Origin of the sequence: Halosimplex rubrum, assembly GCF_013415885.1 — an archaeon.
GTDB classification, from domain to species: Archaea; Halobacteriota; Halobacteria; order Halobacteriales; family Haloarculaceae; genus Halosimplex; species Halosimplex rubrum.
Window position 1 is genome coordinate 4,224,931 of sequence record NZ_CP058910.1, and the last position, 15,662, is coordinate 4,240,592.

At 57.9% G+C, this 15,662-nt stretch carries 12 protein-coding genes; 8 read left to right on the forward strand and 4 right to left on the reverse strand.

Translation table 11 applies throughout. The features are described 5' to 3' along the window. Positions 1–141 precede the first annotated feature (141 nt). The 3 genes from HZS55_RS21255 to HZS55_RS21265 all read left to right on the forward strand — a co-directional run bounded on the left by HZS55_RS21255 (position 142) and on the right by HZS55_RS21265 (position 5,488). A complete protein-coding gene (locus tag HZS55_RS21255; RefSeq protein ID WP_179909532.1) occupies positions 142–678 on the forward strand; it encodes a hypothetical protein in 537 nt (178 codons plus the stop codon). Positions 679–1,102: 424 nt separating this feature from the next. Next, positions 1,103–3,853, forward strand: a complete 2,751-nt coding sequence (locus HZS55_RS21260) for an HlyD family secretion protein (protein ID WP_179909533.1) — start codon at positions 1,103–1,105, stop codon at positions 3,851–3,853. A gap of 1,404 nt (positions 3,854–5,257) precedes the next feature. Continuing rightward, positions 5,258–5,488 (forward strand): type IV toxin-antitoxin system AbiEi family antitoxin domain-containing protein, encoded by a 231-nt coding sequence (locus HZS55_RS21265; protein ID WP_179911946.1) that lies wholly within the window; start codon positions 5,258–5,260, stop codon positions 5,486–5,488. A 52-nt stretch (positions 5,489–5,540) separates the two neighbouring features. On the opposite strand, the gene HZS55_RS21270 is transcribed toward HZS55_RS21265, so the two are convergent. From HZS55_RS21270 to HZS55_RS21285, 4 genes are all read right to left on the reverse strand, one after another. Then, positions 5,541–7,694: a type B DNA-directed DNA polymerase gene (locus HZS55_RS21270; protein WP_179909534.1), complete on the reverse strand. Its 2,154-nt coding sequence runs from the start codon at positions 7,692–7,694 to the stop codon at positions 5,541–5,543. A 5-nt stretch (positions 7,695–7,699) separates the two neighbouring features. Beyond that, a complete protein-coding gene (locus tag HZS55_RS21275; protein WP_179909535.1) occupies positions 7,700–7,999 on the reverse strand; it encodes a hypothetical protein in 300 nt (99 codons plus the stop codon). A gap of 2 nt (positions 8,000–8,001) precedes the next feature. Next, entirely contained in the window at positions 8,002–8,826 is an 825-nt protein-coding gene (locus HZS55_RS21280; RefSeq protein WP_179909536.1) for a hypothetical protein, read from the reverse strand. 61 nt (positions 8,827–8,887) lie between these two features. Continuing rightward, positions 8,888–9,631: a hypothetical protein gene (locus HZS55_RS21285; protein WP_179909537.1), complete on the reverse strand. Its 744-nt coding sequence runs from the start codon at positions 9,629–9,631 to the stop codon at positions 8,888–8,890. A 227-nt stretch (positions 9,632–9,858) separates the two neighbouring features. Between HZS55_RS21285 and HZS55_RS21290 the strand changes: the two genes are divergently transcribed. From HZS55_RS21290 to HZS55_RS21310, 5 genes are all read left to right on the forward strand, one after another. Beyond that, positions 9,859–10,596, forward strand: coding sequence for an ABC transporter ATP-binding protein (locus HZS55_RS21290; protein ID WP_179909538.1), 738 nt, complete (start codon positions 9,859–9,861; stop codon positions 10,594–10,596). Beyond that, on the forward strand, positions 10,596–11,876 hold the full coding sequence (locus HZS55_RS21295) for an ABC transporter permease (protein ID WP_179909539.1): 1,281 nt from the start codon (positions 10,596–10,598) through the stop codon (positions 11,874–11,876). Before HZS55_RS21290 ends, HZS55_RS21295 begins: the two co-directional genes overlap by 1 nt. Before the next feature lie 152 nt (positions 11,877–12,028). After that, positions 12,029–13,042 carry a lysylphosphatidylglycerol synthase transmembrane domain-containing protein gene (locus tag HZS55_RS21300; RefSeq protein ID WP_179909540.1) on the forward strand — a complete coding sequence of 338 codons (1,014 nt, stop codon included), beginning with the start codon at positions 12,029–12,031 and terminating at the stop codon, positions 13,040–13,042. 719 nt (positions 13,043–13,761) lie between these two features. Continuing rightward, complete coding sequence (locus tag HZS55_RS21305; protein ID WP_179909541.1) at positions 13,762–14,931, forward strand: glycerophosphodiester phosphodiesterase; 1,170 nt, start codon at positions 13,762–13,764, stop codon at positions 14,929–14,931. Beyond that, positions 14,928–15,629: a TVP38/TMEM64 family protein gene (locus HZS55_RS21310; RefSeq protein WP_179911947.1), complete on the forward strand. Its 702-nt coding sequence runs from the start codon at positions 14,928–14,930 to the stop codon at positions 15,627–15,629. The genes HZS55_RS21305 and HZS55_RS21310 overlap by 4 nt, the downstream gene beginning before the upstream one ends. Positions 15,630–15,662: the final 33 nt, after the last annotated feature.

A 15,662-nucleotide genomic window follows, 5' to 3' on the forward strand; every position in this document is an offset into this window, starting at 1 on the left:
GGTCGCGCCTCGCTTCGCTCGCGACCGACTATTCCGGGCATGCGGCGAGCAAGCTCGCCGTTCCGGGCTAAAATGCAGGTCCCCTCGCGCCAGCGGTTGGACAGACGCCAGTCCTCGGACAGGGAAGCACGGACGCGCGAGGTGGTCGGGTTACAGACGCGATACGCCCAGGAGGAGCCCCCTGAAGATCCACGAACCAAGCTGAGTCAGGAGCAATTGGCGGAGGTCAATGAGCGCGCTGCACAGATAGTTGAAGAGTTGGATGGACGCTCCAGGGCGGGGGCGGCGTATCGACTCGCCAAAAAGGTCGCCGAAGGCGTGGACATGCTGAACGCGGCGTTGCTGGTCAAAGAGGAATTGCACGCATCCCCAGCGGTTCCAGTCCCGATCGAGACGCTCGAGGAGGTGCCTCGCTCGACGGTGGACATCGAGGGTGAAATCGTGCAGTTATGGGAGCCGAATAACGCGAAGATTCAGTCGGTCGGACTCATTGAGGACGACTCGGGACGGACGAAGTTCACCATCTGGGAGCGAAGCGGGCAGCCGTGGGTAAGCGAGGGGGAGCGCGTGCGGTTGCGAAGCGTCGAGAAGAGCTGGTACGAGGGGCGTGTCTCGGTGGCCGTGACAGGCTGGTCGGAAATCGAGTTGCCCGAGCGCGAGCGGTGGTGGACCGAGTAGGGCGCGAACTCTCTTTGTTTTTTGCGTGCCGGACCGGCCCAACCCCAACCTCCCCACCCTCCGCTCCGTGCTCGTACCTGTGCGCGCAGCCACGACCGTTGTCGGCTGGTTTCGGTCGCTCGTTTGACTGACTGTGCCGTTCGGCGCGCTTCTCGTGGCCGAGTCAACGGGACACTTTATGGCCTCAGGTGTAACCGCTCCTCGCGCGTACACAGGACGATTCAACCGGGGGACTGCATGTAACCGAAATTCCAAACCGATATCTCATACGTAATATCAACCCAGTATTGTAGAAATGAAAACAAATATATGTAACCAGTAAGCGTGTGGATGTAATGGGGCACTGGGCCGAATCGGGGCACTGGGCCGAATCGGAGCACTGGGGTGTGTCCTCATGTTGGTACTGGCAGCGATTCCCCCCGTTGTGGGTGGTACGACCGGATCTGCGACGATCGGGAATGCAGGTAACGAGGCGGCGCTCGCCGGCGCGGGCAACGTTCCGTCGGGGCCGCCGGCCGCGCTGAAAGTCGAGGCCGCGGCGGCGATCGACGACGCGAGCGTCGAGAAAGAGCGGTTCGCGTCGGCGCGCGATCGCGCGTTCGAGCGGATCAACGGAACACTCGACGACTATCGCGATCCCGTGCGGCTAGCGTCGATGGAGTCGTTCACTGACGACGCGGTCGGCGTGCAGGCGCTGGCGAAACTCGCCCGCTCGGAGGCGAACGGCACCTCGCTACGGGCGAGTCGCTACGTCGCCTTCGCGGACAACCGGACGACCTACCGGACGATCCTCGACGCGCGACGGGCACTGAATCAGACCGAGGGCGAACTGGACAATCAGGGGCTGCGCCGGAGCGCCGAGGCACACTTCGACAACGCCCAACGGCAGTTCGACCGCGCACAGCGCCGACTCGACCGGGCGAACAGGTCGGACGGGCGGCAAGCGATCAGTCAGTACGCCCAAGCGATCCGGGCGCTGCGGACGAGCTGGCAGCAAGCACAGCAATCGCTCCATATGATCGATCGGGAGGTTGACCCCAGCGTGGCGATCGTCAATCGCGCAGACCCGATCCGAACCGGCTCTGTGGGAGTGAACCGAAGCGTGAGAGTGCGGTTCTCGGACCCGCGACCGTGGACGCTCGGCAATCTCACCGTGTACGTCGACGGCGAACAGCGCCGTTCACAGCCGGTCGATCAACTTCGAACTGGACCGATGGAGAATCGAACACTTGGCGTGCCCGTGCGGCTCTCCGATCGCGTGGCGAACGTCACTGTCGTTGTCAGATACACAGACGTGAAGCTTGGTCGGAACGGAGACGGCCAGACCACGCAGGCGAGCGCGACGCTGTTGCTCGACGGCGACGGGCTCGACGAGTCGACCGAGGGCACACTCGGGACTGACCCGCTCGATCCGGATAGCGACTCAGCCAAAACCGACCGCGACGAGAGCGACGACGGTGTGATCGACGGCCACGCGGACTTCGACCGCGACGGCCTCGGCACGCTCGCGGAGTTCGACCTGAGGACCGACCCGCTCGTTGCGGACACTGACGGGGACGAATTGTCGGACGGCAACGAGACATCGGTGACACGAACTGATCCGCTAGCGGCGGATACCGACGACGACGGCACGGGTGACGCGCAAGAAGATCCTGACGGCGATACCCTGTCAAACGCCGAAGAACTGGCTGTGGGGACTGACCCGCTGTATGCGGACATCGATGGTGACGGGCTCGACGACGCCGCGGAACTCGCGAACGGAACGGACCCGCTGAACCCGGACACCGACGACGACTCACTGGCCGACGGTGACGAGCTACAGGCGCCGTTCGAGACGGACCCGCTCGATCCGGACACGGACGACGACGGCGTCTTCGACGGCAACGAGACGTTCACGACGACGACCGGCAACGAGACGCTCGGTGCGACCGTCGACATCACCGGCGAGGGCAACGTCGCCGGAACGACGACCGTCGAGGAACCGACGCACGTCCGCTACCAGGACGAGTACACGCCCAACGCGTCGGTCGCACCGTTCGTCGACTTCGAGTCGCAGGCGAACTTCTCGCGAGCGACCCTCACCATCGCCTACAACGAATCGCGCGTCGCCAGTAGCGAGGGGAACCTCTCGATCTATCGGTTCAACGAGAGCGCCCAGCGCTACGAACACGTCGAATCGACGGTCGACCCCGATTCGAACACGGTCACCGCGACGACCGAGCACTTCTCGACGTACACGGTCTTCGACGACCAGCAGTGGCTGCACTACCTCCAGCACCGCAACGACATCCTCTCGCTGCGGCCCGACGGCACGAACACGGAACGGATCGCCAACTGGACGTTCGAGTCGATGCCCTCGTCGATCGGCGCGAGCAACTGGACCTGCAACGTCGAGGACCGCGGCGGCGGGTTCAAGGACCAGCCCGCCGACGGCGGCTGTGAGATCGAACCCGACAAGGACGCCATCCGGGTGTGGGAGAAGACTAATCGCCAGCGGTTGTTCAACCGCACGACCACCTTGCCCGAGGACGGTCCGCTGTTCGTGAAGGTCAACGTCACCGCCCACATCCAGAGCAGCTGGTCGCACGCGGCGGCGGTGCTGTCGATCGACGCTGGCGACGGCGAGACCGACATCTACCGGCTGGAGAGCGATTACGATAGTGGCTCGAAAACCAAGACGGTCGTCCGACGCGTGAATATCTCCGAACACGCCGGCGAGACGGTCACCGTGTCGCTGCGCGCAGATGCTCGCCACACGGGCGGCGACAACTCCTGGCTGCGCGCCCACTACATCGACTTCGAGCAAGCTACCGAAGGTGTCGCCACACGCGATTCAGACGGCGACGGCATCCCCGACTTCCGCGAAGTGAGGGGCGTCCCGCTCGCGAACGGACCCACTGTCACGCTCGACCCGTTCGACGCGGACACCGACGGCGACGGCCTCGAGGACGGCGAGGAAATCAACCTCGACGCCCGGGTCACCCAGGAACCGCCCAACAGTCAGGCCGTCGTCAGTGGAGGGATAATCGAGAGGAAACACTCTGGATGGCGGTCTTTACCGACAGCCCAGAACACGACCCGTCGAAGGTGCCGTCTCGGTTTGGCCTTTCTCAGGCCGAACGAATTCGGGCTGCCACAGCAAAAACAGCGGTGCATGAACTTGGCCATCATCTGAGAGTTGAGGAAGCAGAACCATACGATGCAGCACACCTGTACGAAATATACAGTGGTGCACAGAATGACTCGACTCCAGAACAGGTCGAAGACCGATTCGGAATTCCCCGCAAACAATGGAGTGTGATGAGCTCTGGCGTCAATGACATCAATTTCGTTCCACCAACAGGGGCAAACTATACTGCGTTCAGTATCGAAGAACTGCTCACAATTCGTGATCCGGAATGAATCTTCGGAAGCTGCTACTAATGCTGACGGTTTCGCTGGTCTTGATAGCTGGTTGTACGTCTCAATCAAGCCCGACCCCCTCTGTTACCGAGAGCCTGACTGACAGTGGCGAAGGCCACGACACAAACGCTGGCGACTTGAGTATGTCAACCCAACATCTGGTCACAAAGAATGGGACGTTCGAGTATCAAGCTCGGATCTCTTTAGATTTCTACATCGAAGATCGAACGTTTTCGAATGTTACTCTGTGTCTCTACAACGAGGAGGGGAGAGTCTTAAATTCGACTGTTATTGGAGATTTCAGTTCGCCGGTGGATCACGAAATAGTGCGAATATCTGCGAACACCACCCCGAAATATGTTGTCGCAGATCATATCGGTTTCCACCAGTACGAGAAGATGCAGGTTATGTTTCTAGTTCGCAAGCCGGACGGATTCACCTCCAGCTATTCGTACGACGCGATTGAGTTTGACTATCCGAGGCCAAATCGACCGGAAAAGTGTCTCTGAGAAGGTCCGGCGAATGTCTTGGCGTTAAGTTGTCGTTTTTACAAGCCGCACTCGGTCGGTGGATGCTTCTCAAGTAGCCTGCGGAAGAGGGCGTCATACAACTGTTCACACACACTCGTTTCTTCTCGCCCTCAGTTCGCTCAGTACAGGCTCTCAGAACAGGCCGTTCTTGTCCCCGAATCCATCTCGCGAGCCAGATCGAACGCCTTTCGCGAGAGGCTGGCGCTATTTCGGGGCGAAATAAACTCTGACTCACGGGTCACGAATCCCCGATCAGATGGCCACACGGGACCGCCCGACGATCGGCCGGACCGCGTAGTTGGACCCCGAGCAGCTCACGGCCGCACTGCGGACACCGCTGGGGCAACCCCTCAGTCGAGGACGAACAGTAGTCCTCCGGCTGACCAACAATTTCGTTCGTCACAGACTGGCCCCTCCGTGGGCCGCTGTACCAGCGTGCCTTCCGCCGAGGAGCTCAACCGCGATTCTCACAGTGTCTGATCGCGAGTCGTATCGCACGTAGCCACCACATGGATTAATGACACGTAGGTATAAAAAACCTCATTAAATAATGTTTCTAATCACATGAACTTATTATTGGAACCTGATAAGACCCCGCCCGTCGATGTAGGGGCAACGTGGCCAATCGTCGTACGCCGCCGGGGTGGATGCAGTTGCCGATAGACGATCGTATCCTCGAATGTCTCTCGTCGTCGGGGTTGATTCTCTCGCCGTCGGTCATCGCAATCAACATCGACAAGTCTCGGGACGAGGTGAATCGTCGACTGACGACGCTGACCGACAAAGGATACGTCGAGCGCGTTAAACGGGGGTACTACCGGATCACTGAGTTGGGCGAGCGGTACTTGCAGGGCGACCTGGACGACGAATCCGACTAGCGGCTGGAAGTGGCTGCGGAGAAGGTCTCTTATGAGCCGGCGGTGAAATCGGTTATCCCGAATACGCTCCGAGGGTCGCGTCAGTGGTCTCGGCGAGCCACTGGCGAATCTCTTCTCGGTCCCATCCCAACGGTGCAAGGACGCTCTCAACGGCGCGGACGAGTTGGGTCTCGTAGTACGCCGTGTCGTAGCTGTCGATTCCCTCGTGGGCGAGTGAAACCCGATCGCGCGAAGACTTGTCGTCGTCGACGACGATATACGCGATCTCCTGGCCGGGATGGATGTCTAGACCCTGGTCGCGAGCGCGTTCGAGCGCCGCGACGGTGTGGGTGTACTGCGTGTAGGCCTCAACCGGTTTCGAGATACGGATCCGCTCGGCCAGCCGATCGGGGTCGACCCGGCCGGCCCGCAGCCGTCCGATCGCCGCGTGGAGCCGTTCCAACACTGGTTCGGATGCTCGCGTTTCATCGAGCCGGTCGAGACAGTCGCGCTGGACGCGCTCGACGAACGACGGTGTCGACCGTTGGCGTGCCTCGATGCCGCGGATCTTGAACTCTCCAGAGTCGGCCAGTCGGCCGAAGTACTTCGTCAGCGCGCCGGCCGGGTCGTCGCGTCGCGGGACGAACGCGACCCAGTCGTGGGCGGCCTCGTATTCGAGACGGATCCCCACACTGTCGGTAATCTCAGCGGCAAGGGTATCGAGATCCGTTCGCTCCCCGTCCGGGACATCCGGTGCCGGCCGCACCCAGATCGAATCGACGATGCCGTGGACGACCTCCCACCCACCGGCTTCCAGCCGTTCTTTCGCCGTCAGCAGGATCTCCCGGGCGAAGGCGTTGATCGCCTCGTGGCACTCGATCCGCCCGAACTTGGCGTTCGCGAAGCCCTGATAGCCGAAGCAGGCGACGAGGATCCACTTCAAGGCCTCCGAGCGGCCTTCGAGTGCGGCCAGGCGGGCCTCGTCGGGGTCCTCGGCTGCACGCTCCTCGCGGATGGCCGCCTTGATCGTATCGCGGTCGTCGATGATCGGTTCGAGGACGTCGACGAGATATCCACGCTCGTCGCAGATCGCGTAGTCGAGCCCGGGCACGTCGGCGCGGTCGCGATGGCAGTCACAGCGGATCACGTCGGGGGAGACGTTTCGGGTGGAGATGATGTTCGGATAGAGGCTCGAAAAGTCGAGTTCGTGGACATTCTCGTGGACGCCCGCGTCGGGGGCGAAGATGAACCCGCCGCGGTCGGCGTCGTGCAGCGTGGCCATCGGCTTGAACAGCTCGTGGCGCCAGGAGTTCCAGGGGACGAGGACGCCACGGGCGGCCGCCTCGCGGACCTGGATCGCCGTGAGGACGGTGCCGATCGACGCCCAGGCGAGTTCCTGGACGGGCTTGTGCGAGCGCCCGACCAAGTCAAGGACGCCGTCGAGGTTGGTCTCGTCGTACAGGAACGTCGCCGACTCGTCGACGATTGCACGGCCGGGCACGTTGTACCGCGCCGGTGAGTGACCCACGCGGCCGTAACTCGTGTAGGTCGACTGGCCGGCCAGTTGCTGGTAGTCGACGCCGGGCCACCGACTTAGCGTGAACTCGTCGCGGCCGGCTTGGTCAGCCATGCTATAGAGGGTGGGGACGATCTCGGCCGTCGAGCAGACGAGCACATCGGGATTTTGGTCTTCGACGGCGATCCCGACGGCGTCGAGGATCGTCGCCGGTGAGCCGGTGACGGTGTCGCCGTCGACGGTCAGCGTCTCGTAGGCCCCATCGGTCGTTTCGGGAACCGGGACCGACAGCGAGAGGGTGGTCAGATCGGTCTCGGGTGTCGGGTCGACGCCGCGTTCGAGACAGTAGCGAAACCCGCGGGTGAAATCCACGTTGTAGCAGGCCAGCTCGCCCACGGGGTAGGCGTCGAGCTGGCGAGCCTGCCGGGCCAGCGACGTGACGCGGTCGACGTGGCAGGCGTCGACGGCCAGCAGGCGTTCGGCCTCGCGGCGAAAGCCCGGCCGTCGCTCGACGACCTCGACACCGACGACGTCCGGGTGGCGCTCGTAAACCCGGCGCAGGCGGGTGAGGTCGATCTCCGCCTCGGCATCCCGGGGACCGACGAAGAATCTGGGCGTGTAGTCGTCGACGACGGTGGGATCGGCGCCGTCGTCAGTCGCCGTCCATTCGAGCACCCGGCCGTCGTCGCAAAAGTCGAAAGCGAACGGCATTGCGGTCAGCAGTCGCTCCTACCGGTGGGATCGTCGGGGACCGACTCGACAGTCGCTTCGAGCGTGTCGACTCGCGACTGGAGTCGCTCGATCGCGCGTTGCTGTTCGAGCGCGATACTCACCAGCACCGGATCCATGGGGTTCTGGTGGTTCAGCAGGCCGCTCGCGTCGGCGTGCTCGCGAGCGTGGGTGAACAGCCGGTCGAAGTGTGGCTGGTCGCGCCGGCGCAGCGCACGCCGATAGTCGTCCCACCGACGTTCGAGCGCCGTGAGCGTGTCGCGAAAGGTGGGGTTGGTACGGCCCATCGTCAGGGCCCCCGGCCGGGCTGGCCGGCCCACGTTGCCAGGAGCGGGGTATCGGGCTGGCGAGCGGGTGCAGTCGTGACCTGTCCCTCGGAGTCGTCGGTATCCATCGAGGGACTCGACGGGGTGGCGGGCTGGTGCCCGGTCCCCTCGGCGCGGGCGGCCAGCAGGTCCGCCCAGTAGGCGAGTGTCGTCTGGTAGGCGTCGCCACCGGCGACGGGGTACCACTGGGGTTCGAACTCCTCGCCGGTAATCCGCGGGCCCATCCGCGTCGACTCGCAGGTGTAGTGGTGAGTTGCGGCCGCTTCGATGGGGTCGGTGAGGGCGTCCCCTTCGGTTCGGGTGCAGAGGACGGGCACGTCGTAGGCGTCGGCGTATTGGCGGAGACGGGCGAGGCTACGTGCCAGGAGTCGGCGCACCTGTGCGTCACCGAGTGTGTCGTCGGCCCGATAGAGCGCGTCGACGGCGGGCGCGACGATCAGTGCCGGCGTCGGCTGGGTGTCCGTGTCGTCGGTCGCGTCGCGCTGGCCGAACGCGTCGGTCGTCGTCGCCGCTTTGACGTGGGCGTTGACGGCTCCGGACAAATCCGCGAGCGCGCTGAAATGCTGGTAGGCGGTGAATCCGCGGGCGACGTGGATACGGTCGAGCAGGCGCTGGCTGGGCGCGATCTGGGTCAGCGTCGCCGTCGTCGCGTAGCCTTGGGCGTCGATCCAGAAGGCGGGACCACTGGCGTCGAGCAGGTGGTCACAGACTACGGCGTGGACGACCGGCACCGACCGGTCGGTATCGGTGTCGAGCAGCGTCAGGCCGGGGTCGAGCGACGGGAGCAATCCGTCGACGTGTTGGTCCGGGTCGCCGGCGACGTGCGAGCGGTTGTGGTGTTGTTATTGATTATAACTCCTCCCACATCTGTCGAATTCTTTGCCCAGGATTTTTAATCAAGTTTCTAACTCTTCTTTTTACGAATGTTCTTGGCTCTCGTCGAAACTTCACAAAAACAGGTACGATATCATATTTCAATGTTTGCAAGGACGTGATAAGGAACCATCCCAATATGCATAAAACGAAGGCGGATCCGAGCAGTGCCTCCAGATAATTAAAAATTTCCATGTTAATATCCGCAACATAAGCATCGTAATATGCAAAGAGTGGAAAAGGAAGAAAGAAAGCTACTGCTAGTTTGCCCAACCTGCTTGCACGTTTGTCCCATTGGTTCTCTTCAAACTGCTCCTCTACTTCGGCTTTTGTCTGGCGGCGAATTTCCGCTGCCGTCTGAAGATCAATTTGCTCGAGGGTCGGAGCTGTCGTTGTGTCGGTGTAGTCTTCAGTCTGACCACGGATCTCTTTGATCAATTCATCTCGATCAATACCATTGAGTTCGCAGAGTCGTTCGACGACAATGGTTGTAGACGCGAGTGTCGTCCGGAGTTCGTCATCCGACAGGTCGTCGAACGCCATCTCAAACTGCCGGTCTGGATAGTCAGCGAGAAGCTGAAAGTCTAGCAGACCAGATCGAAACCGTTCTCGAATTCGTTGTTGATCTCGCCGTTTTTTCTCCTGATCAAGACCATCAAAATCATCCTTTATTCGGGTTCGCTGTGTTTTCGTGAGGAGTGATGCCGACTGGCCCGCCATATTGCGTGGATATAGGCCGTAGAGGATTATCCTTTACGATTGAGTGGTGTATTTGGAAAATCGGTGTATGCCTATATCGTCCGTAGAGCACGCTGCCACCATGGCCTCTGTGGTTTTAGTTCTGCAAACTAATTCTGCAGAATTTGGGCCTGTATGGTGATATAGCGACGATATCCGATACAACGGTCTGTCTCCTTTATCACCACCTACTAGAAAGGGATATCCGAATGAGCGTAAACGAACGCACGAATCAGGCAGCAGTCGCGGTTCAGGATGTCCGGAAAACATACCAGGTGGGAGAACCCGTCCATGCTCTCGACGGAGTGTCTCTCAAGTTGAAGCGTGGTTCATATACTGCCGTCATGGGTCCGAGCGGTTCAGGGAAGAGCACGCTGATGAATCTCATCGGGTGTTTGGACACTCCGACGGAGGGGCGAGTTATCGTCAACGGGAAGGACGTAACTCAACTCTCCAGTAGAGAACGAACACGGCTACGGGGTAGCGAGATTGGGTTTGTCTTTCAGACCTTCAACCTAATGCCTCGACTGACCGCCCAGGAGAACATCGTGCAGCCAATGGTCGCCCAGAAAGTTTCACGAAGTGAGCGAAATGAACGCGCGAAGCAACTCTTAGAACGTGTTGGACTCGGAGACCGCGCAGGTCATCGTCCAAACGAACTATCAGGGGGTCAGCGCCAGCGGGTCTCCATCGCTCGCGCCCTGGCCAACGACCCAGCACTGATTCTCACCGATGAACCGACGGGGAATCTGGACTCGAAAACTGGAGCCAATATCATGGAACTGTTCAGTGAACTCCACGAGGGTGGCAACACGATTCTTATGGTGACACATGATCGCGATATCGCCGAGCACGCCGATAAGATCATCCACCTACTGGACGGTGTCATCGAACGCGAAGAGACCGTTGACTCGCCTGTACGGCCAACAGTTGGGGGTGGTGAGTAATGGACCTCTTTGAGAGTCTACGGATGGCATGGCGGACGATTCGCGGGCACCGTCTCCGTTCGACGCTGACCACACTCGGCGTCGTCATCGGCATTGGAGCGGTTATCACGTTTGTCACATTAGGTGCGAGCCTTCAAGGCGCGATAATTAGCGACGTGGCTGCAGGTTCTTCGAATGACGCGGGGGAAGGTTCTTCGGAGATGACAGTTGTGAGTCAACTGCAAAGCGCCGATGGCGGACCGGGAGAGGGTGGCGGCGGTCCGGCCGTCTTCACCGAGCACGACATCCAACAACTCCAGGAGACAAAAGGCGTTGAAACGGTCGTTCCAGAGGGGAGCGTATCACTCTCAGGCGTCACATATAGCGGACAGTCGGTTGCACAATCAGCAATGACGGCGACGACGCCTGCCTACTTCAGCCAGACAGCGGGAAATTTCTCCGCTGGTGACCCCTTCTCACCCGGTGAACGGGAAGTCGTCCTGAACGAAGGTGCGGCGACTATCTTTGAGCAGAACGTCTCTGTTGGTGACTCCATCACAGTCATTCGGAGCGGTGGTGAGACGATTAACGCAACAGTCGTCGGCATTCTCGAAGGCTCCAGCAGTAGCAGTGAATTCGGTTCTTCGGATGATAGTCCACCAGCCGAGATCTACGGTCCGACGGACCCGTTCCACGACACCCGACTTGTAAGTCCAGCAACGGGAGAAAATCAGCGCGTCTACTCGCAACTGACTGTCGTAGCAGGTAATCACGACCAAGTTGACCCGGTCGCTAACCGTGTCACAGATTACTTCACTGCTGACTCGGATGCGCAGGGGCTTCTCCCATCGTCGTACGAGGTGAGTGTTCAGACAATCGACGAGTCCGTCAAGCAGATGCAGAGCCTGGTGAGCACCTTCACCAGCTTCGTCACGGGCATTGCGGTCATCTCGCTCATTGTCGGCGCGATCGGTATCGCTAACATCATGCTCGTGAGCGTCACCGAACGGACACGCGAGATAGGAATCATGAAAGCCGTTGGGTTCCAGAACCGTGATATCCTTCAGTTGTTCCTCGTTGAGGCAGTTATCCTGGGGCTGTTCGGATCCATGTTCGGAATCATCCTCGGAGTACTTGGTGGGTACGGTGCGACGACGTTCCTCGCTCTTCCGTTCACCTTCCCGATAGAATGGGCAGGGATTGCCGTCGCCGTCGGGGTGCTCGTCGGTGTCATCGCTGGCCTGTATCCCGCTTGGAACGGCGCTCGAATCGACCCTATCGAGGCTCTTCGTTACGAATAATATTCAAAAGCACCGTGTATTCAGAGTTTCTTACACCTGCAAGAACGCCTTACGGCCGTCACGGAAATATGCCGAAGTCTAGCCGAGCTGACGCGGTATCGAAGCTTTGCAACCACCGCACGGTCAGGTATCGGCATCGGTTAGGTGTATAGATGTTCGGACTCGATCTCAGAAAGGGAATTATCGCTTTTCTCATCATCATTGGAGTGTACGGAATATTATTTTCTTTCGCTGGGGTTGACCAGCTTAGTGCAGCGATCAAGAGTGCGGATCTGACACTCTTGTGTTCAGTGATCGGTGCCATCTTCGGTTGGTTGATCGCCTGTTCAATGGCGCTGCGAACGATTCTCAACGCACTTGATGTCGATATTTCACGAATGAGAGGATTCTTTGTGCTCGTTGGAGCGATATTTTTCAACAATATCACGCCATTCGGTCAGGCAGGTGGCGAGCCAGTCACTGCTCGTCTGATCTCTCAGTCAACCGATTCAGAGTACGAAACCGGCCTTGCAGCCATAACCAGTTTCGACACGTTGAATTTTATCCCATCAACATTTTTCGCGGTGTCTGGTGTCGGTTACCTCTTTTTGACATCTACGATACATGGGATACTGAGAATCGCAGCAATAGCGGTGGTTATACTTGCCGTTGCTGTGCCGTCATTCCTCTTCGTAGGGTGGCAAAGACGCGACAGATTTACGCAAATAATCGTCTACAGGCTCACTCCCGTGCTCAAGATTGCCTCCCGGAAACTACCATGGGTTTCGCCTATATCTGAATCAGGGATGAAAGGTCGGATTGAAAGGTTCGTCAAATCAATTGAGCGAGTTGCGACGGATCGCTATAGCTTGGGACTGTCATTGAGTTATTCTACTTTAGGATGGCTGCTTCTGATACTTGGGCTGTGGATTACATTTCGCGCCATTGGCCATGCTATCCCGATCTCTGTGGTCTTGTTCGCCGTTCCAATTGCGTCCATTGCTGGTGTGACACCGCTCCCAGGTGGCGCTGGGGCTATCGAAGGAGTGCTAATAGCATTATTGACAGTCCTATTGCCAACCCTCGGCGTTCAACTCATTACCACAGCCGTGATAATATTTCGTGGTCTCAGTTATTGGATTCCCGTCCTTCTGGGCGGTGCGGTGACGAGTCTCTACCTTCGATAGCTGGTCAAAATATCTCCTTCCCGCAGAAGCGTTGCGGAGTTCGGGGCTCGAAATCCACGGAAGCGGCGGCGAAAGCGTCTCGGTGGACGTGATGCATGACGCCTTCAAATAGGTCATGGACTACTCGTTGACTGGGACCTCGACATCGATGCCGAGGAAGTTTCCCTCGGTGATGTCAAGGAAGCGTGGATGCGGGAGATGAGTCCCTGCTTGGTCTTCGTTAAAGAGCTGAAAGTCTAGCAGATCAGAGCGAAACCGTTCTCGGCTTCGTTGTTGATCCCGGCGTTTTTTCACCTCTTCAGGCTCGTCGAATTTACCCCTAATTCTATTTCGCTAACTTTTCGTGAGTAGTGAAGATGATTTTCCCGCTATACTACGGAGATACCACACGTAGAGGGTTCTCCTTTCGATTGATGACCGTCTCTGAAATTTGGTGTATCTCCATATCAGACGTAGAAAGCATGCCTTGCCTAAAATCAGTGGCCTGGGAAGCAAGATCGTATTGTCCAGAATTCGGCGTTGTATAGCCATATCAAGCCTGTATTCGATACAACTGTCTCTATGGTTTATCTGCACCTGGGAGAAAGCGGCGACAAGATGATTGTGAGCGAAACGGGTGCCTTGACGAAGCAATATGGGAATAGCGTCACATCCCAAGAAGAGCTATCTCGATTGTATCGAACTCCTGCTGAGAAGAGCATATTGATTTCGGAGAGAAAATGAAACTAATCGGCCACCGCGGATTCGCAGATATCTTTCCTGGGAACTCAGAAATTGCATTCCAAAACATCCCCAAACACGCTAACATGGCTGAACTGGACCTCCGGCGATGTCAAAGCGGGGAGGTCGTAGTTCTCCATGATGGAATTGTAGATGCAACCGACTCCAGTGGTAGATTAGATGAATTTTCGGCCGATGAGTTGGCGAATCTTAACGTCCACGAATCCGGACAGGGAGTTCCGACACTCTCCCGCGTTCTTGAGATCATTCCATCGAATGTCGGTCTCAACCTTGATGTCAAGGAAGTTGGGTTAGCGGAGGATGTGGCAGAAGCTGTTCAGGATTGGGACGCTCAAGTTGTAATTTCGTCGGCCTACAAGGAGGTACTTCAAGAGGTAAGGAGCGTTGACCCGGACATCCCTACTGCGCTCATCTTCGCAATAAATCCAGAGAAAAACCTCAAAGAGGCTGAAAAATTGGGATGTACGCACGTTCAACCCCATTGGGTCATCAGTCTCTCCACGAACCTCATTGAGAAAGCACACGAGGATGATATGGGCGTCTTCATATGGACGGTGAATACGGATGTTGGTGCGCAAATTTGTCGAAAGTTGGGCGCAGATGGGATGATCTCTGATAGACCGATTTCTGTTGACCAACTCCCCTCACCATCTACACAAAGAGGGGAGATATTTGAGCAGGCCATATTCCGGAAGTTCGGAGTTTTACTCCTTCCAATTGCGCTCAGAAGCGTTATGTATCCGTTTGTCCGGATCGGCGCTTGTATCCCTACCTCCGTGGAAAAATTTGGAACGATACTAATCAATGACTTCGGTAGTCGGCGTACCGGTTATATTCTGACAAAGGGCATTTCAGCGGCAATTTTCAATCCAACGACTCTTCTGCGGACCGGGAAATCATGGACAATAGCGAATAACGGTCGGTGGAGGGAAGCATCGATTTTGAGACCTGTTCGACGGTTCCAATCCTGGATGCGAAAGCGAGGAACGCCTCCTGTCCAATATACAGACACTGAACTAGCTACCAAAGGGAACAAGATCTGGAATAGGATTCAGAATACTGTTTTATTAGCATATGAATCAGTGACCGATCGGCTCCACAATGATTCCCTGAGCAGGTCAACCACTACTGGTTGGTGGGAGCAATGAAGCTATTTTCTTCCACAGTAAGCCGAACGCAGAAGGTTGTAATTCTCAGTATAGCCGTTGCCGGTACTATCGCCCTATATCTGCTCTCGCATCAATTTCTCCCTAATTTATTAGATGTAACAACACTCCGTCAATGGATCGATAGTTTTGGCATCTTTGCCCCGGCCATTTTCGTTCTGCTCCAAACTACTCAAGTGATATTTGCACCAATCCCTGGCCAGTTGCTAGCTTTGTCTGGTGGGTACGTCTTCGGGCCGTTTTATGGCACGATTTATAGCTTACTCGGTGTGGCAATTGGGAGCGGTATCGCGTTCCTCCTCACAAAGCGACATGGTCGCCCCGTCGTCGAACGGGTCTTTCACGAGGATATGATAGCTCGCTTTGACGGGTTTGTTGATCGAGTTGGACTCGTTGGATTTACTGCCTTCATAATGCTCCCTGGACTACCAGACGATGCTGTTTGTTTCATTGCTGGACTCACCGAGTGGCGTCTCCGAACATTCATGGTAGCGATCATTATCGGTCGTTTCCCCGCATACGTTCTCACCGTCTACGCCGGGGGCGAATTTGCAAGTGGCAGATTTGTCGTAGGGGGAGCCCTTATCGGAGTATTGGTAGTGTTTTCAATTGTCGGGTATTTAAAACAAGATGCCATTCTAGATTGGATATCCCGCATAGAGAGGCGAATCCGACCCTGAAATGGAAATGAATGGGCCTTGTTTAGACGCGTG

What these genes read in the sequence shown, in the direction of transcription:
- HZS55_RS21265 (WP_179911946.1), top strand. Translation starts at nt 5,258, where the DNA reads ATGCAGTTGCCGATAGACGATCGTATCCTCGAATGTCTCTCGTCGTCG.
- HZS55_RS21270 (WP_179909534.1), bottom strand. Translation starts at nt 7,694, where the DNA reads ATGCCGTTCGCTTTCGACTTTTGCGACGACGGCCGGGTGCTCGAATGG.
- HZS55_RS21275 (WP_179909535.1), bottom strand. Translation starts at nt 7,999, where the DNA reads ATGGGCCGTACCAACCCCACCTTTCGCGACACGCTCACGGCGCTCGAA.
- HZS55_RS21285 (WP_179909537.1), bottom strand. Translation starts at nt 9,631, where the DNA reads ATGGCGGGCCAGTCGGCATCACTCCTCACGAAAACACAGCGAACCCGA.
- HZS55_RS21290 (WP_179909538.1), top strand. Translation starts at nt 9,859, where the DNA reads ATGAGCGTAAACGAACGCACGAATCAGGCAGCAGTCGCGGTTCAGGAT.
- HZS55_RS21295 (WP_179909539.1), top strand. Translation starts at nt 10,596, where the DNA reads ATGGACCTCTTTGAGAGTCTACGGATGGCATGGCGGACGATTCGCGGG.
- HZS55_RS21300 (WP_179909540.1), top strand. Translation starts at nt 12,029, where the DNA reads ATGTTCGGACTCGATCTCAGAAAGGGAATTATCGCTTTTCTCATCATC.
- HZS55_RS21305 (WP_179909541.1), top strand. Translation starts at nt 13,762, where the DNA reads ATGAAACTAATCGGCCACCGCGGATTCGCAGATATCTTTCCTGGGAAC.
- HZS55_RS21310 (WP_179911947.1), top strand. Translation starts at nt 14,928, where the DNA reads ATGAAGCTATTTTCTTCCACAGTAAGCCGAACGCAGAAGGTTGTAATT.